17 protein-coding genes and 1 pseudogene are annotated in these 15,021 nt (G+C 44.7%); all 18 read left to right on the top strand.

All coding sequences use genetic code 11. The annotated features are described in order from the left end of the window. The first annotated feature begins 176 nt into the window (after positions 1 to 176). The 18 genes and pseudogenes from trpE (at position 177) to acpP (ending at position 14,917) form a co-directional block, all read left to right on the top strand. Entirely contained in the window at positions 177 to 1,655 is a 1,479-nt protein-coding gene (trpE, locus tag ACTRDR_RS11790; RefSeq protein ID WP_440527720.1) for an anthranilate synthase component I, read from the top strand. Next, on the top strand, positions 1,652 to 3,244 hold the full coding sequence (gene trpD / locus ACTRDR_RS11785; protein WP_440527718.1) for an anthranilate phosphoribosyltransferase: 1,593 nt from the start codon (positions 1,652 to 1,654) through the stop codon (positions 3,242 to 3,244). The genes trpE and trpD overlap by 4 nt, the downstream gene beginning before the upstream one ends. A gap of 79 nt (positions 3,245 to 3,323) precedes the next feature. Then, the gene (gene trpC, locus ACTRDR_RS11780) at positions 3,324 to 4,100 is read left to right on the top strand and encodes an indole-3-glycerol phosphate synthase TrpC (protein ID WP_440527717.1); all 777 of its coding nucleotides are present in this window, start codon (positions 3,324 to 3,326) and stop codon (positions 4,098 to 4,100) included. 94 nt (positions 4,101 to 4,194) lie between these two features. Further along, positions 4,195 to 4,803, top strand: a complete 609-nt coding sequence (locus ACTRDR_RS11775; RefSeq protein WP_440527716.1) for a phosphoribosylanthranilate isomerase — start codon at positions 4,195 to 4,197, stop codon at positions 4,801 to 4,803. Next, positions 4,787 to 4,997, top strand: a pseudogene (locus tag ACTRDR_RS11770) (hypothetical protein). Before ACTRDR_RS11775 ends, ACTRDR_RS11770 begins: the two are co-directional and overlap by 17 nt. 94 nt (positions 4,998 to 5,091) lie before the next feature. Then, complete coding sequence (gene trpB / locus ACTRDR_RS11765) at positions 5,092 to 6,276, top strand: tryptophan synthase subunit beta (RefSeq protein WP_440527714.1); 1,185 nt, start codon at positions 5,092 to 5,094, stop codon at positions 6,274 to 6,276. 94 nt (positions 6,277 to 6,370) lie between these two features. Beyond that, entirely contained in the window at positions 6,371 to 7,153 is a 783-nt protein-coding gene (gene trpA / locus ACTRDR_RS11760; RefSeq protein WP_440527713.1) for a tryptophan synthase subunit alpha, read from the top strand. A gap of 231 nt (positions 7,154 to 7,384) precedes the next feature. Next, positions 7,385 to 8,056: a helix-turn-helix domain-containing protein gene (locus tag ACTRDR_RS11755; RefSeq protein WP_440527711.1), complete on the top strand. Its 672-nt coding sequence runs from the start codon at positions 7,385 to 7,387 to the stop codon at positions 8,054 to 8,056. A gap of 162 nt (positions 8,057 to 8,218) precedes the next feature. Next, positions 8,219 to 9,061 carry a hypothetical protein gene (locus ACTRDR_RS11750; RefSeq protein WP_440527710.1) on the top strand — a complete coding sequence of 281 codons (843 nt, stop codon included), beginning with the start codon at positions 8,219 to 8,221 and terminating at the stop codon, positions 9,059 to 9,061. A 1-nt stretch (position 9,062) separates the two neighbouring features. Next, positions 9,063 to 9,887, top strand: a complete 825-nt coding sequence (locus tag ACTRDR_RS11745) for a hypothetical protein (RefSeq protein WP_440527708.1) — start codon at positions 9,063 to 9,065, stop codon at positions 9,885 to 9,887. A 1-nt stretch (position 9,888) separates the two neighbouring features. Then, positions 9,889 to 10,533 carry an ABC transporter ATP-binding protein gene (locus ACTRDR_RS11740; RefSeq protein ID WP_418630649.1) on the top strand — a complete coding sequence of 215 codons (645 nt, stop codon included), beginning with the start codon at positions 9,889 to 9,891 and terminating at the stop codon, positions 10,531 to 10,533. Beyond that, positions 10,530 to 11,195: a hypothetical protein gene (locus ACTRDR_RS11735; RefSeq protein WP_440527706.1), complete on the top strand. Its 666-nt coding sequence runs from the start codon at positions 10,530 to 10,532 to the stop codon at positions 11,193 to 11,195. The genes ACTRDR_RS11740 and ACTRDR_RS11735 overlap by 4 nt, the downstream gene beginning before the upstream one ends. 13 nt (positions 11,196 to 11,208) lie before the next feature. Then, complete coding sequence (locus ACTRDR_RS11730) at positions 11,209 to 11,469, top strand: type II toxin-antitoxin system antitoxin SocA domain-containing protein (RefSeq protein WP_440527704.1); 261 nt, start codon at positions 11,209 to 11,211, stop codon at positions 11,467 to 11,469. A 73-nt stretch (positions 11,470 to 11,542) separates the two neighbouring features. Then, positions 11,543 to 12,562: a hypothetical protein gene (locus ACTRDR_RS11725; protein WP_440527702.1), complete on the top strand. Its 1,020-nt coding sequence runs from the start codon at positions 11,543 to 11,545 to the stop codon at positions 12,560 to 12,562. Positions 12,563 to 12,708: 146 nt separating this feature from the next. After that, positions 12,709 to 13,233, top strand: a complete 525-nt coding sequence (locus ACTRDR_RS11720) for a YceD family protein (RefSeq protein WP_227733349.1) — start codon at positions 12,709 to 12,711, stop codon at positions 13,231 to 13,233. Positions 13,234 to 13,235: 2 nt separating this feature from the next. After that, positions 13,236 to 13,415 carry a 50S ribosomal protein L32 gene (gene rpmF, locus ACTRDR_RS11715; RefSeq protein ID WP_022154380.1) on the top strand — a complete coding sequence of 60 codons (180 nt, stop codon included), beginning with the start codon at positions 13,236 to 13,238 and terminating at the stop codon, positions 13,413 to 13,415. A gap of 208 nt (positions 13,416 to 13,623) precedes the next feature. Then, positions 13,624 to 14,652 (top strand): phosphate acyltransferase PlsX, encoded by a 1,029-nt coding sequence (gene plsX, locus ACTRDR_RS11710; RefSeq protein WP_440527700.1) that lies wholly within the window; start codon positions 13,624 to 13,626, stop codon positions 14,650 to 14,652. A 34-nt stretch (positions 14,653 to 14,686) separates the two neighbouring features. Beyond that, the gene (gene acpP / locus ACTRDR_RS11705; RefSeq protein ID WP_176865063.1) at positions 14,687 to 14,917 is read left to right on the top strand and encodes an acyl carrier protein; all 231 of its coding nucleotides are present in this window, start codon (positions 14,687 to 14,689) and stop codon (positions 14,915 to 14,917) included. Positions 14,918 to 15,021: the final 104 nt, after the last annotated feature.

Raw genomic sequence — 15,021 nt, 5'->3', positions numbered from 1 at the left:
AGAGGCTTATAGCCTCAGAGCAAACCACCCGTTAGACGGGTGGTGGTGATTGTAACCTTTTCAGAGCCTATGGCGAGATAGTCTCAATGAGTAAAAGGAAGCCTCAAAGAGGCGATTTTACGAATTGAGGCGCTGAAAAGGTGTGAGCAGAAATAATTTTAAGGAGGAGTACCGGAATGAAGATCACCCCCACACTGGAAGAATGTAAAAAGATCGCAGCGGAAGAAAACTACGGAGTGATTCCTATCAGCACAGAGCTGTATGCAGATATGACCACCCCTATCGAAGTGCTGCGCATCTTAAAAAAGGTCAGCGGTCATGTCTATCTGCTGGAAAGCGCGGAGGCGGATAAACGATGGGGACGATATTCCTTTTTAGGCTATGATCCTTTGCTTGAGATCACCTGCTATAACGGTCAGACAACAATAAAATCGGAACTGACCAGCCGGACAGATTCCGGAGATGTCAGAGGGATCATCCGCAACATCATGGAAGAGAATAAAAGTCCCAAGCTTCCGGGATTGCCTTCCTTTACCGGAGGCCTGGTAGGATATTTTTCCTATGACTATATCAAATACAGCGAACCGACCCTGCGGCTGGATGCGAAGGACGAGGAAGGCTTTCAGGATGTGAACCTGATGCTGTTCCACAAAGTCATCGCTTTTGACAATTACAGACAGAAGCTGATCCTGATCCTGAATATCAAGACCGAGGATCTGGAGATCAATTATCATAGGGCGGAGCGGGAACTGAACAACATGAAGGAGCTTTTGCTGAACGGAGAAAAGGCAGAGCATATTCCCTGTAAGCTTCGGACAGATTTTCAGCCACTGTTCAACGAAGCAGCCTATTGCAGCATGGTCGGGAAAGCCAAGCATTACATTAGAGAGGGAGATATCTTCCAGGTGGTATTATCCAATCGTCTGGAGGCGGAGATGGAAGGAAGCCTCTTAGATGCTTACCGGGTACTCCGCACGACAAATCCATCTCCATACATGTTCTATTTCTCCGGAAGTGATGGTGAGATCGTGGGAGCAAGCCCCGAGACATTAGTAAAGTTAGAGGACGGCGTGTTACATACCTTCCCTTTAGCCGGAACGAGACCAAGAGGTGCCACCGAGGAAGCGGACAAGGCGCTGGAGTCAGAGCTTTTAGCAGATGAGAAGGAACGTTCCGAACACAATATGTTAGTGGATCTTGGGCGGAATGATATCGGCAAGATCAGCCGGATCGGCACCGTGGAAGTGGAAAAGTATATGTCCATTGAGCGTTACTCCCACGTTATGCATATCGGTTCCACCGTGCGGGGCGTAATCAGAGAGGATGCGGATGCTCTGGATGCGGTAGATGCTATCCTGCCCGCAGGAACTCTGTCGGGAGCCCCGAAGCTGCGGGCATGCGAGATCATCAATGAACTGGAAGACAATAAGAGAGGTATCTACGGCGGAGCCATCGGCTACATTTCCTTTACCGGGAATCTCGATACCTGCATCGCCATCAGACTTGCTTTTTCCAAGAATGGAAAAGTATTCGTAAGATCCGGCGCCGGTATCGTGGCGGACAGCGTTCCGGAGAAGGAATACAGAGAATGTATCCAGAAGGCGGCAGCAGTCCGACAGGCACTTCAGAAAGCACAGGAGGGAATGGAAGCATGATATTACTGATCGATAATTACGACAGCTTTTCCTACAACGTATACCAGCTGGTAGGAAGTGTGAACCCGGATATCCGGGTGATCCGCAATGATGAATGCAGCGTGGATGAGATCCGCGCCATGAATCCCTCTCACATCGTATTATCGCCGGGACCCGGCAGACCGGACAAAGCGGGTGTCTGTGAAAATGTGATCAGGGAACTTGGGGGCAGGATCCCTATTTTGGGAATCTGTCTCGGGCATCAGGCGATCTGTGAGGTGGCAGGTGCTACCGTTACCTATGCATCCCACCTGATGCACGGCAAACAGTCTCTGGCGACTCTGGATACGGACAGCATATTGTTTCGGAGAATGAAAAAGGTCATCACTGTTGCAAGATATCATTCACTGGTAGCGGATCCTCAGACGATTCCCGCAGAATTGAAAGTTACTGCAGTTACCGAAGATGGCGAAGTCATGGCGGTAGAACAGACAGAGAAACAGATCTATGGAGTACAATTCCATCCGGAATCTGTACTGACACCGGACGGACGACAGATCATCGTTAATTTTTTACAGACGCAGAAGGGAGAAGGCAGAAATATGATCAAAGAAGCAGTAGCAAAACTGGTAAAAAATGAGAACATCGGATACGATATGGCAAAAACCGTTATGGATGAGATCATGAGCGGGGAAGCCAGCGATATTTTAAAAAGCGCTTACTTAACAGCGTTAAGCCAGAAGGGTGAGACCATCGAAGAGATCACCGGCTCCGCAGAAGAGATGCGGAAATTCGGCAGAAAGCTGGGCGCAGATGTAGAAACACTGGAGATCGTGGGAACCGGCGGTGATGGCTCCAATTCCTTCAATATCTCCACCACGGCATGCATCGTGATCTCTGCCGCGGGTGTACCGGTAGCCAAGCACGGCAATCGTGCAGCCAGCTCCAAATCCGGTGCGGCAGACTGCCTGGAAGCGCTGGGGGTGAATATCACCATAGAGCCGGAGCAGAGCAGGAAGCTGTTAGAAGAGATCGGCATCTGCTTCCTCTTTGCACAGAAATATCACACTGCCATGAAATATGTGGGTCCCATCCGCAAGGAACTGGGCATCCGTACAATTTTCAATATCTTAGGACCGTTAGCAAACCCTGCAGGACCGGTATATCAGATCATGGGTGTGTACGATGAAAGCCTGCTGCCTTCCATGGCAAAGGTATTGTCCAATCTGGGAGTCAGGAGAGGCATGGTAGTCTACGGACAGGACAGACTGGACGAGATCTCCGCCAGTGCGCCTACCGCAGTCTGTGAGATCGACAACGGCACTTTCAAAAATTATGTGATCACACCGGAAGAATTTGGCATGGAAAGATGCACGAAGGAAGATTTGGTGGGCGGAACTCCCCAGGAGAACGCAGAGATCACCAGAGCTATCTTAAATGGCGAAAAGGGTCCAAAGCGCAATGCAGTACTGCTGAATGCAGCAGCAGCCCTATATGTGGCAGGCAAGGCAGACAGTATGGCAGACGGTGTGAAGCTGGCAGAGAAGGTCATCGACACAGGTCTTGCAAAGGCACAGTTGGAGCGTTTTATCAAGCTGAGCAATGCATGATAAAGTGTTACGAGTACTTTTGACCTGCGGCGCAAGGGCTCTGGATTTAGATTATGAAACGGAAAGGCAGGATGAATGGATGATACTGGATACTATAGCAGCCTCTGCAAAGGAGCGGGTGGCAGCAGCAAAAGAAGCACTGCCTCTTGCAGAACAGATCGCCAGAGCAAGAGAGTTAGACAGCAATACGGGATTTCCTTTTGAGCAGGCACTGGCAAAGCCGGGAATGAGCTTTATCTGTGAGGCGAAGAAAGCATCACCCTCCAAGGGATTGATCGCACCGGAATTTCCCTATGTGCAGATCGCAAAGGAATACGAAGCGGCAGGAGCGGATGCTATTTCGGTGCTGACGGAACCGGCGTTTTTTCAGGGGAAGAACGAATATCTGACAAAGATCCGGCAGACGGTACAGATTCCTCTGCTGCGAAAAGATTTCACGGTAGACGAATATATGATCTATGAGGCAAAAAATATCGGAGCGGATGCGGTTCTCCTGATCTGCGCGATTCTCTCTCCCATGCAGTTGTCGGAATACGCGGGGATTGCCAGAGAACTTGGCCTGTCGGCACTGGTGGAAGCCCATGACGAGAAGGAAGTGGAGATGGCGCTTGCAGCAGGTGCGAGGATCGTCGGTGTCAATAACCGGAATCTGAAAGATTTTACGGTGGATATCCATAATTCCGTGCGGCTGCGGGAACTGGTGCCGGAGAACATCCTCTTCGTATCTGAGAGCGGTATGAAGACCAGACAGGATATCGCGAGACTCGAGCAGAATGGTACCAATGCTGTTCTCATCGGAGAGACGCTGATGCGAAGCGCGGATAAGAAAGCGGTATTGCAGGAGCTTCGCGGATAGTGTGAAAAATAAATTTTTCACACGCCAATTTGTGCCTACGGCAAGGTACTAAAGTACCTGAAAGTTTGCAGGTTATAGAAAGGTTGTAAATGGTATGAAAGTAAAAATGTGTGGTCTCTATCGTCCGGAGGATATTGCTTATGCCAATGAGGTGCAGCCGGACTATGTGGGATTTGTATTTTACGAAAAGAGCCACCGTGCGGTTACGAAGGAGCAGGCAGCCGAATATCGCAAAAAACTCCTGCCGGGGATCCGGACGGTGGGGGTGTTCGTGAATAAGGATCCGAAGAACATCATAGAACTGCTGGAGGAAGGCATTCTGGATGTGGCACAGCTTCACGGGGATGAGACGGAAGAGGATATCCAGTACCTGCAGGCGGTGTGCCACAAGCCGGTGATCAAGGCGGTCAAAGTAAGAGACCGGTATGATGTGGAAGCCTGGCTGGACAGCAGTGCAGACTATCTGTTATTCGACAGCGGAATGGGATCGGGACAGGCGTTTGACTGGAGCGTCCTTGGTGGGATTGACAGGGAATTTTTCCTGGCAGGAGGATTACAGGCGGAGAATCTCACTGAAGCCATGGAAGCGGTAAGGCCTTACGCTGTGGACTTAAGCTCCGGCATTGAGAGTGACCGGAAGAAAGATCCGGAGAAGATGCGCCGGATCATGGAACTGGTAGAACGGTATCGCCCCCAACTTTGATGCCTACGGATTGCTCCGTGCTACGCACTCCCACGTCTCCGCTCCGCTTCGGTCCGTGCTAAACATGTGCCACTGGCACATAGCACCCTACCCAATATTCGCATATCGTGGGATTATCATCCCACTTTTATGCTCATATCGGGGCGGGTCCTAAGGTCTTTCACCCACCTATGAGCAAGCTCATGTGGGCTTAGACCTTTTGACCCTGGCATCAGTATAAATGAGAAATCAGAAATCAAAATGAAAATCAGGAATAAAAATCAGGATGAAAGAAAAGAGGACGAACACATGGGTAAAGGACGTTACGGAATCCACGGAGGACAATATATCTCCGAGACATTGATGAATGAACTGATCCATCTGGAGGAGTGCTATGAGCATTATAAAAAGGATCCGGAATTCAATGCGGAACTAAATAAGCTGCTGAATGAATATGCCGGTCGCCCCTCTCTGCTGTACTATGCGGAGAAGATGACCAAGGATCTGGGCGGCGCGAAGATCTATTTAAAGAGAGAGGACTTAAACCACACCGGCTCCCACAAGATCAACAATGCCCTGGGACAGGCACTGCTGGCAAAGAAGATGGGTAAGACCCGTCTGATCGCAGAGACAGGTGCCGGACAGCATGGTGTGGCTACCGCTACGGCAGCAGCATTCCTCGGTATGGAATGCGAAATTTTTATGGGAAAAGAAGATACTGACAGACAGGCGCTGAATGTCTATCGTATGGAACTCCTCGGAGCCAAGGTACATCCCGTAACTTCCGGTACCATGACCTTGAAGGATGCCGTCAATGAGACCATGAGAGAATGGTCCAACCGCGTAGCGGACACCCATTATGTACTGGGATCCGTTATGGGACCGCATCCTTTCCCCATGATCGTAAGAGATTTTCAGAGTGTCATCAGTCAGGAAGCAAAAGAGCAGATCCTAAAGGCAGAAGGAAAGCTTCCGGCAGCCGTGGTAGCCTGTGTGGGCGGCGGTAGCAATGCCATGGGTGCGTTTTACAACTTTATTGAGGATCAGGATGTAGAACTCATCGGCTGTGAGGCGGCAGGCAAGGGCGTGGATACGGCACTGACCGCAGCTACGATTGCGACGGGTTCCTTAGGAATCTTCCATGGCATGAAATCCTATTTCTGCCAGGATGAGTACGGACAGATCGCTCCCGTATATTCCATTTCCGCAGGACTGGATTATCCCGGTATCGGACCGGAGCATGCTTATCTGCATGACATCGGCAGAGCGCAGTATGTCCCCATTACGGATGATGAAGCAGTGGATGCGTTTGAATATCTGGCAAGAACCGAGGGGATCATCTGCGCCATTGAGAGTGCCCATGCGGTAGCACAGGTGCGTAAGATCGCCAAAAATTACAGCCCGGATCAGAGTATTATCGTATGTCTGTCCGGCAGAGGTGACAAGGATGTGGCAGCCATCGCAAGATACCGTGGCGTGGATATTCATGACTGATCGTTTTGACGGTAAAGCCATCATAGGAGTAACAGACAGAAGAAAGTAAAAATCAAAACAGAAATTACAAAATAAGAAGATGGAGATAACAACAATGAATAATTATTTGGATAAAGTATTTGATACTCCCAATAAAAAAGCATTCATAGCTTTCCTTACCGCAGGAGACCCGGATGCGGACAGCACTGTAAAGTTTATTCTGGAGATGGAGAAGGCAGGGGCGGATCTCATAGAGATCGGTATTCCCTTTTCTGATCCCACGGCGGAAGGTGTGGTGATCCAGGAGGCAAATATCCGTTCTCTTAGCAACGGTATGACCACGGACGGTGTGTTTGAGATCGTGAAGAGAGTGCGGGAGCAGTCGGAGATCCCCCTGGCGTTTATGACTTATGTAAATCCCGTATTCCATTATGGGTATGAGAATTTTTTTACAAAGTGTGAGGAACTGGGCATCAGTGCTATCATTATTCCCGATGTGCCTTATGAAGAGAAGGCGGAGGTGGAGGCTCCCGCCAAAGCCCATGGCGTGAAGGTGATCTCCATGATCGCACCCACTTCCGAGAGCCGTATCCGCCAGATCGCATCGGAGGCGGAAGGATTCATCTATGTGGTAAGCTCCATGGGTGTCACCGGTGTGCGCAGCGAGATCAAGACCAATCTGCCTGCTATCGTGGAAAGCATCCGCACCGTGACCGACGTTCCCTGTGCTATCGGTTTCGGCATCAGCACTCCCGAGCAGGCCAAGGCTATGGCGTCCATATCCGACGGAGCCATTGTCGGAAGTGCCATCGTGAAGATCATTGCAAAGTATGGCAAAGACGCAGCTCCCTATATCGGAGAATATGTGAAGAGCATGAAAGAGGCCGTAGCAGAGTAGACAACGATAGGAGGTATGACACGATAATCTAGGAAACGGTTATTGCTGTAACTACTTGAGCAAAAGGAAATTAATAAGATTAAAATGGGAAGTTTCCAAATGCTCAATTGATTTAGACGTATCATTGTGGTAAATGTGAATTGTCAAGTATGTTCATTCTTGCTTCATTGCTTTTTAGATAACTTAATCGTATAATTGTATCATTGCTAGTACAATTAAAGGGGTAAAGTTATGCAAAAGGAAGCATTTGGTAAACTACTGGTAATTTTAAGGAAGAAGAATGGATTAAGTCAGAAGGAACTGGCAGAGAGGTTATCGGTTTCTACGTCTGCGGTAAGCAAATGGGAGAATGGAAAGAACCTTCCGGATATGATGATGCTTAGTAGTATAGCAGATATACTTCAGGTATCGTGTGACGAATTACATAATCCGGAAAAGACATTGGAGAAGCTGGACAATCCTGAATTTCAAAAAAAGAATGTGGAGGAGAGAGATAAGGAGAATACGGATAACACAGGGGAAAATGAGGAATCAGAACCTGAACCCCAAAAGAAAAACTATGGACGAATTGTAAGAATGTCCTTTTTGATTGGAATATTGGCGATAGTTGCAGGAATGTTTCTGATATATATGGTAGGACATAGAAAACCTGTTTTTCAGCAGATAGGAACAAGGTATATTGATGATCCGTTATGGGGAAGGGTATATGAAATTGCGTATGTAGTAAATGGTGAAATGACGAATGATAGTATTAATGTGCATTTAGATGAGGTGAGAAATACATTGGATCAAGAAGTAATAGGTACCAATATTGTAAAGACAGCTTATTATGACAGTAAGAAAGATGCTGCAGCATGGAAGGAAACAGATGTAGGAGGATATGTATTTCTGAGTGGAGAATGAACGGTGAGGATACGACAACGGTTTATGCAAGAAATCATGCAGTACGCCCCATTTCAGAAAGCGATGTAATCTCATTAAAAGAATCTAATTCAACCGATACAAGTGCAGCCGCATATGCAACTGTTTCTTACGATGGAAGATAAGTTATATGAGGGAAATTGTATGTTAATAAAAGCTATTAAGAAGCAAACCATTTTTTTATTAAAACAAAAAGAAGCAAGTCTGACATTTATATTACTTCTAGCGGTAGTGCTGGGAAATTATATAACGAATGTTCTCACATTTAGAGGTACTGATGTTTCACAAATGTATCAGCCAATGAAGTTATTAGCGCTCAGCCTGAATAAAGTATATTTTAGTGCAAACATTCAATTATTAATTGTGATGATTTACCCTATCTTGGTTGCTGTACCTGCTGGTTTTTCTTATACCAAAGAACAGCAGACAAAAGAAGAAGTATATATGATTTATCGTTTAGGGAAAAATCGTTATTTACAAAGTAAATTGTGGGCATCTTTTTTTACAACAACAATAGTCTTTACGGTTCCGTTTATGCTGGAAATACTAATGAATATGCTATCTTTTCCCATGAATGCAATAAGAGATTTCTCAAATTTAAGCATTTACAATACAGATTATGCCACAATGGTTCATAATTATATAGGCAGCGCAATCTATATAGCATCCCCTGGTTTGTATGCAATTCTTATAACACTATTTTTTGGTGTCGTATCAGGAATCCTTGGTACGCTTCCTGTAGCAATCTCATTTGTTTTGACGGTTAAATATCGCACGTTGCTGATCTTACCGACTTTTGTTCTATTGAATGCGACTACATATCTTAATATTCTGGATAGAAATAAGAGTCCATTAAGCTGGTATAAGTATTTGCTTCTTTTTGATGATACCCCTAAAAACATTATCGTTCCACTGATGGGGGTAGGAATTATAATAATAACAATACTCAGTTTTTACCTTTATGGAAGGAATAAGGATAAATGGTAATATGCATCATGAAAAAAGAGTAGTAATTTTAATTGGAATACTTTCCGGAATTTGCATATCGCTTGGTTTTATCAGACCGTTTGACGGAGTAATAACGCTATCAGAACTGGTATTACAATTAAGTGGATCCAGAGGTGAACTCAGCATGAGTTGCAATTTAGTGGAGTTAATTGGATTTATGCTTCGTATGATGCCAAACTATATTATGATATTGGTTTTTGGGAATAAGTTGTATGGTCATTTCTGCACAGCCAGTATCTATGTGTTTAGTCGGTGCCCGAATCGAATGAAATGGTATGGAAAGGAACTGTTACAGTTAATTAATTTAATATGCATATTTGAACTGGTATTTCTAAGCACAACCGCTATTGCTTCTGTATTGCGATATCAGGTGATTTTTAGCGTAGGTGGATTTATTTTATTAGGATGCCATGCTCTGATTTTTATGTTATGGAATTTTACTCTGGTGCTGTTAGTTAATTTACTTGCAATCAATATTGGAAGCAGTGCTGCATTCACATTGGTTATGGTTGTGCAAATGACTTGTACCGCAGCACTCAGTATCATAAATATATTGACGAAAATGCAAATCAAACAAGACATCATAGATGTTTTTTTGTGGTTGAATCCAGTAGCACATACCGTTTTAGGATGGCATCGCAGCACATTGTTAGAAGTTGAGTTAGCCAACAGCCGATATTCTTTGAATTTAGTTACTTCGATATGGATTCCGGCTCTATTCTGTATAGTTACTGTATTGATGGGAGGACTATTGATACAGAAGAAGGATTTACTGGCAGAGGACATGGAAATGGAGACAATTTGATATGAAATTAATTGCAAACAATATTCATAAAAAAATAAAGGGTAAGACAATACTCAATGACATCAGTCTGGAAATGGAAACAGGAAATATATATGGATTTTGGGGTAGAAATGGATCTGGAAAAACCATGTTGTTTCGGGCATTATCGGGTCTGATGAAGATTGATTCAGGTAATATTTATTGGAATGATAAGGAACTGCACAAAGACTTTGCTGTTTTACCAAGTCAGGGGATTGTTTTGGAGCATGCCGGCTTGTATCCCAATAAGACAGGAGTGGAAAACTTATTATATCTTGCGCAGTTAAAGGGAGTGATTGGTAAGCGGGAAGTAGAAGAAGCAATACAACGGGTTGGACTTGACCCGGCTGATAAAAGGGTATTTGGTAAATACTCAATGGGAATGAAGCAGAGACTGGTGATTGCACAGGCCATCATGGAGAAGCCAGATGTTATCATGCTGGATGAGCCTACAAACGGACTGGATGAAGCAGGAATAAAGGAAATCAGACAATTAATTGAACAGGAAAAAGAAAGAGGAGCCTTAATTCTTTTAGCCAGTCATAATCAGGATGATATGAAGATATTGGCAGACCAGGTATATAAAATTGCAGATGGCCGCATTGAAAGAAAGGGGACAGAACTGTGAAATGCAAATGGGGTTCATGCTTTATCTTATTAATTGTTATAGTTATAACTGTATTTGGTATATTTGAAAAAAGAACGTATACTAATATAGCAGAAGATAAGTCATATTTAGATGAGCTTTACGTAGCACAGCTTCCAGAAAATATATGTCTTGAAGAGACAGAGAATTTATCGGTAAATTTACCGCAGGTCCCAGTTATTATACGGGTATCCGTACTGGGAGATGTGGAGCATATCGGAGGAACAAGCAGGCAGCTGGTCAAAGTGGAAGATGTTTATAAGGGAACAGAGCCTGCGGTGGGACAAGATATATATCTTACTTGCAGCCGTTGGTCACTTAGTTTATATTCAGAGCCATATTCCATCGAAAGAGGATTTGTTAATATAATGGAAGTGGGAGAAGAATATTTAGTTTTTATCGAAAATCAGGTAGATGGTCTTGGAGAGAAGATTCCTGTATATCAGGTGTATGTGGAAAATGCATTCACACCAATATTTTCATATCAAGAGCATGAAAATAATATTTGTGAAACAGGTGGTGAATCCACATATGTAAAATATAATCAAGTTTGTGAAAATGAATTTTTTGCTACAACCCAGAAAGGAATGGATGCGTTAGTTGGCCTAAAAAACGAAATGATAGAAAAATATAATGAAAAGTGAAAGCTATAGTTTGATGAATCTGGAGAAACTGAATATTCAGGAAGAAATGAGCTATAGCTGTGATACCATGCTTCATATCTATCCGACTGTCAATATGGTCTATTCCGTATTGACTGACAGAGAAAAGAGCATTCTTGACAAGGTGATTATGAAGTTTAGTGCTTACAGAGCAAAAGATATTGTAGAGTATATGCATAAGGAAAAGGCATATACTGAGACAAGACCGGGAGAAATCATTCCGTTTAGTCTGGCAAAAGAAATAAGAAAAATTTAATTGATTCCCATGTGCATTTGTTCATGGAAATTTGATGCAGCAGTATGATAATTACAGGTTGGGGGATTTTAATATGAAGACAAGCAAAAAATATTGGCAGATGAAAAGTCTGACCGGAGTGATTTTAGTATGTATATTTCTTACAGCCTGCGGCGGAGAAACGCAGGAAGCTGAGAGGAAAAGCACTGTGCAGGAAAATGAAACGGTAAGTACCACTACCATTGAACAAACAGCCGAACAGACGCAGGAGACAACGCAGGAAGCGGAAGCGTTTGTGCAGACAGATACCATCCTGGAAAATTTGAAGGGGAATAGAGATCCGCAGGTGATCTTACAGGAACTGTCTGAACTTCCGTTAAATATAGAAGAACTGAAAGCCTATCCGGTGTATGTGTTAAGTGATCAATTCGAGGAGTGCAGCGGGGCAGAACTGCTGACGGAATTTTATGAGCAGTCCACACAGGGGAACCCGGCGCAATTATTGATGGCAAATGAACTCTTTAATGAAAAATGGAGCCTTTCTTATGTTGAATTCGACGGAAGTACCTATTATATGCTTAGGGGTGATGTGGATGCCGGGACTGCAGAGGAAGACTATACGGAAATGTATTTTCGTTCCCTGAATATTATCGAAAAGAAAGATATAGAACCGGACATGGCACTCATCATGATCGTATTTACCAATCAGGAAGATGTTTCCGATGAACAGGCGGAGCAGTATGTGAAATGGTCGGAAGAGGGAAAACGGCCTGATGACATAGAAATATATTATTTCTTAAATCTGAGATACGGCCTTATGAGCGGTGATGACGAACTGAAAATACTGGATGAAGTGGAGAGAACAGCAGACAGAATGGCTGTGTACCGGATCGCAAAGGATTTCACAAATACATATTTTCAGGAGGAATACACAGGCGAAGTTGAGATCATGGGCATCAAGGGACTTTCCGGGGTGGATACGGACAGCAAGGGTAACTGTACGGTGGAAGTAGAGTTCCGGCCGGTACAGGAGGACTCATTATCTTATCTGTTTATGACATTTGGATATGATGAGATGGGATGGACGATCAGTAGTTATGGGCTGGAAAAGTAGGCAGACAAATAATGCAAAAATTGTATGAAAATCCTACAAAATTTTGTTGACAAACACACGCACCCTATGTATAATAAGTCAGTGTGTGAATCAACACATCGTAGGAGACTTGTGTTTTCTACGCAACATATTGCATAGGAGTCGCTATGTTAGTAAGTTTATCTGATGTATTAACATCCGAAGGCAAGGTAGAGACTGTTGCCATTCCGCTTGAGATGACAAGCTTTAAGAGCCGCCAGGGAGATTTCTCTATTACGGAGAAGACACCCATTCATCTTACTTTTACCAACATCGGTGTGAACAAGGCAAAAGTAACCGGCACTGCAGAGCTTACCTTTGACACGAAATGTGACAGGTGCCTTACTGAAGTACCTACAGCAATGAAGCTTAAGTTTGACAGAATCGTTTATTCTCCGGAAGCGGAAGTAAGTGAGGAAGAAGATACCGAGCAGAGCTTTATGGATGGATGGCAGCTGGATGTAGAGGCTTTTGTGTACGATGAAATTCTGGTGAATTGGCCGGCAAAGATCCTGTGTAAGGAAGACTGCAAGGGTATCTGCCCTGTATGTGGTCAGAACAGGAATCTGAAGGAATGTGGTTGCGATACTTTCGTACCGGATCCTCGTATGGCAGCAATCCAAGATATCTTCAACGCGAATAAGGAGGTGTAACGATGTCTATTTGTCCTAAGAATAAATCTTCCAAAGGTAGAAGAGATAAGAGAAGAGCAAACTGGAAAATGAGCGCTCCTACATTGGTAAAGTGCAGCAAATGTGGTGCACTGATGATGCCTCACAGAGTTTGCAAGGCTTGCGGTTCTTACAATAAGAAGCAGGTCGTAAGCGTTGATTAATTGATAAATCAATGAAGCAAAATTAAGTGAAAAGAAAAGAGGAGATTCCGGTTGGAATCTCCTTTTGCTTTCACAAAAAAATCACTTGCTTTTTATATACGCCTTTAGTATAGTAAGAATGAATCTGCCATCATCAAACTGTTTGGTGTGATCCACGGAGCGGTTTGATGATGAGCGGATAAACACAAACAGGTAAAGGAACGACGAAATGGCAGAATATGTAAATGTTGCTGTAGATGCGATGGGAGGAGATAATGCTCCCACTGAGATCGTAAAGGGCGCAGTAGAAGCTGTCAATGCGGACAAACGTGTCAAAGTATTCCTGGTAGGTAAGGAGCCTGTGATCCGTGAGGAATTAAAGGCATATACCTATGATGCAGAGCAGCTGGAAGTTGTACATGCTGAAGAAGTCATTGAGACGGCAGAACCTCCGGTCATGGCGATCCGTCGGAAGAAGGATTCCTCCATTGTCAAAGCCATGTATATGGTGAAGAACGGCGAATGCGATGCATTTGTATCTGCGGGAAGTACCGGTGCGGTACTGGTAGGCGGCCAGGTGATCGTAGGTCGTATCCGCGGTGTGGAGAGACCTCCTTTGGCACCCCTGATCCCTACGGAGAAGGGCGTAAGCCTTCTGTTAGACTGTGGAGCCAACGTAGATGCGAGACCTTCCATGTTAGTCCAGTTTGCCAAAATGGGCAGTGTCTATATGGAAAGCGTTATGGGAGTAAAGAACCCGCGAGTCGGCATTGTGAATATCGGCGCTGAGGAGGAGAAGGGCAACGCTCTGGTAAAAGAAACCTTCCCGCTTCTTAAGAATTGCCCGGAGATCAATTTCATCGGCAGTGTGGAAGCAAGAGACATTCCGGCAGGTGCGGCAGATGTCATTGTCTGTGAAGCATTTGTGGGCAATGTGATCCTGAAGATGTATGAGGGCGTAAGCTCCGCGCTTCTGCATCAGGTGAAGCAGGGGATGATGTCCACGCTTCGCAGTAAAATAGGTGCACTTCTTGTGAAGCCGGCACTCAAGACTACATTAAAGAGTTTTGATACTTCCCAGTACGGTGGCGCTCCGTTACTCGGACTGAACGGTCTGGTAGTGAAGACTCACGGAAGCAGCAAGGCAGTGGAAGTGAAGAATTCTATTTTGCAGTGTATTGCTTTTAAGGAAGAGAAGATCAACGAGAAGATCAAAGAACAGATCAGCCTGGAAGATAAGGCTGCAGAGAATAATTAATCAAGAGAAATATTTTGGGAAAGAAGGAACAGTTATGGAATTTGAAAAGTTAAAGAAAATCATTGCTGAGGTATTAAACGTAGATCCCGATGAGATCACCATGGAGACCACATTCCAGGATGACCTGGGTGCTGATTCCCTCGATGTATACCAGATCATCATGGGCATTGAGGAAGAGTTCGATATCGAGATCCCTGCTGAGACCGCAGAGCAGGTTACTACAGTAGAAGACGCTGTGGAGATGATCAAGAACGCAGAGAACTAGTAAAGCTACGAGCCATGCAAAGACAAAACAGGAACTGTGACCGAGAGCTTGCTCACAAGGCACTGTTCCTGTTTTTCGGTTTATATGATGATGTCGAACTTCCG

This window comes from Simiaoa sp. (assembly GCF_051972595.1).
Taxonomy (GTDB): domain Bacteria; phylum Bacillota; class Clostridia; order Lachnospirales; family Lachnospiraceae; genus Acetatifactor; species Acetatifactor hominis.
Note: the sequence above shows the minus strand (reverse complement) of the source record. Positions and strands in the feature narration are given on the sequence as shown.

Bases quoted from the DNA above. Each gene is read 5' to 3' on its own strand.
- ACTRDR_RS11720 (WP_227733349.1), top strand. From the start codon at position 12,709: ATGTTAGTAAGTTTATCTGATGTATTAACATCCGAAGGCAAGGTAGAG.
- ACTRDR_RS11745 (WP_440527708.1), top strand. From the start codon at position 9,063: ATGCATCATGAAAAAAGAGTAGTAATTTTAATTGGAATACTTTCCGGA.
- trpC (WP_440527717.1), top strand. From the start codon at position 3,324: ATGATACTGGATACTATAGCAGCCTCTGCAAAGGAGCGGGTGGCAGCA.
- trpE (WP_440527720.1), top strand. From the start codon at position 177: ATGAAGATCACCCCCACACTGGAAGAATGTAAAAAGATCGCAGCGGAA.
- trpB (WP_440527714.1), top strand. From the start codon at position 5,092: ATGGGTAAAGGACGTTACGGAATCCACGGAGGACAATATATCTCCGAG.
- acpP (WP_176865063.1), top strand. From the start codon at position 14,687: ATGGAATTTGAAAAGTTAAAGAAAATCATTGCTGAGGTATTAAACGTA.
- ACTRDR_RS11730 (WP_440527704.1), top strand. From the start codon at position 11,209: ATGAATCTGGAGAAACTGAATATTCAGGAAGAAATGAGCTATAGCTGT.
- ACTRDR_RS11755 (WP_440527711.1), top strand. From the start codon at position 7,385: ATGCAAAAGGAAGCATTTGGTAAACTACTGGTAATTTTAAGGAAGAAG.
- trpA (WP_440527713.1), top strand. From the start codon at position 6,371: ATGAATAATTATTTGGATAAAGTATTTGATACTCCCAATAAAAAAGCA.
- trpD (WP_440527718.1), top strand. From the start codon at position 1,652: ATGATATTACTGATCGATAATTACGACAGCTTTTCCTACAACGTATAC.
- ACTRDR_RS11775 (WP_440527716.1), top strand. From the start codon at position 4,195: ATGAAAGTAAAAATGTGTGGTCTCTATCGTCCGGAGGATATTGCTTAT.
- plsX (WP_440527700.1), top strand. From the start codon at position 13,624: ATGGCAGAATATGTAAATGTTGCTGTAGATGCGATGGGAGGAGATAAT.
- ACTRDR_RS11740 (WP_418630649.1), top strand. From the start codon at position 9,889: ATGAAATTAATTGCAAACAATATTCATAAAAAAATAAAGGGTAAGACA.
- rpmF (WP_022154380.1), top strand. From the start codon at position 13,236: ATGTCTATTTGTCCTAAGAATAAATCTTCCAAAGGTAGAAGAGATAAG.
- ACTRDR_RS11725 (WP_440527702.1), top strand. From the start codon at position 11,543: ATGAAGACAAGCAAAAAATATTGGCAGATGAAAAGTCTGACCGGAGTG.
- ACTRDR_RS11750 (WP_440527710.1), top strand. From the start codon at position 8,219: ATGTTAATAAAAGCTATTAAGAAGCAAACCATTTTTTTATTAAAACAA.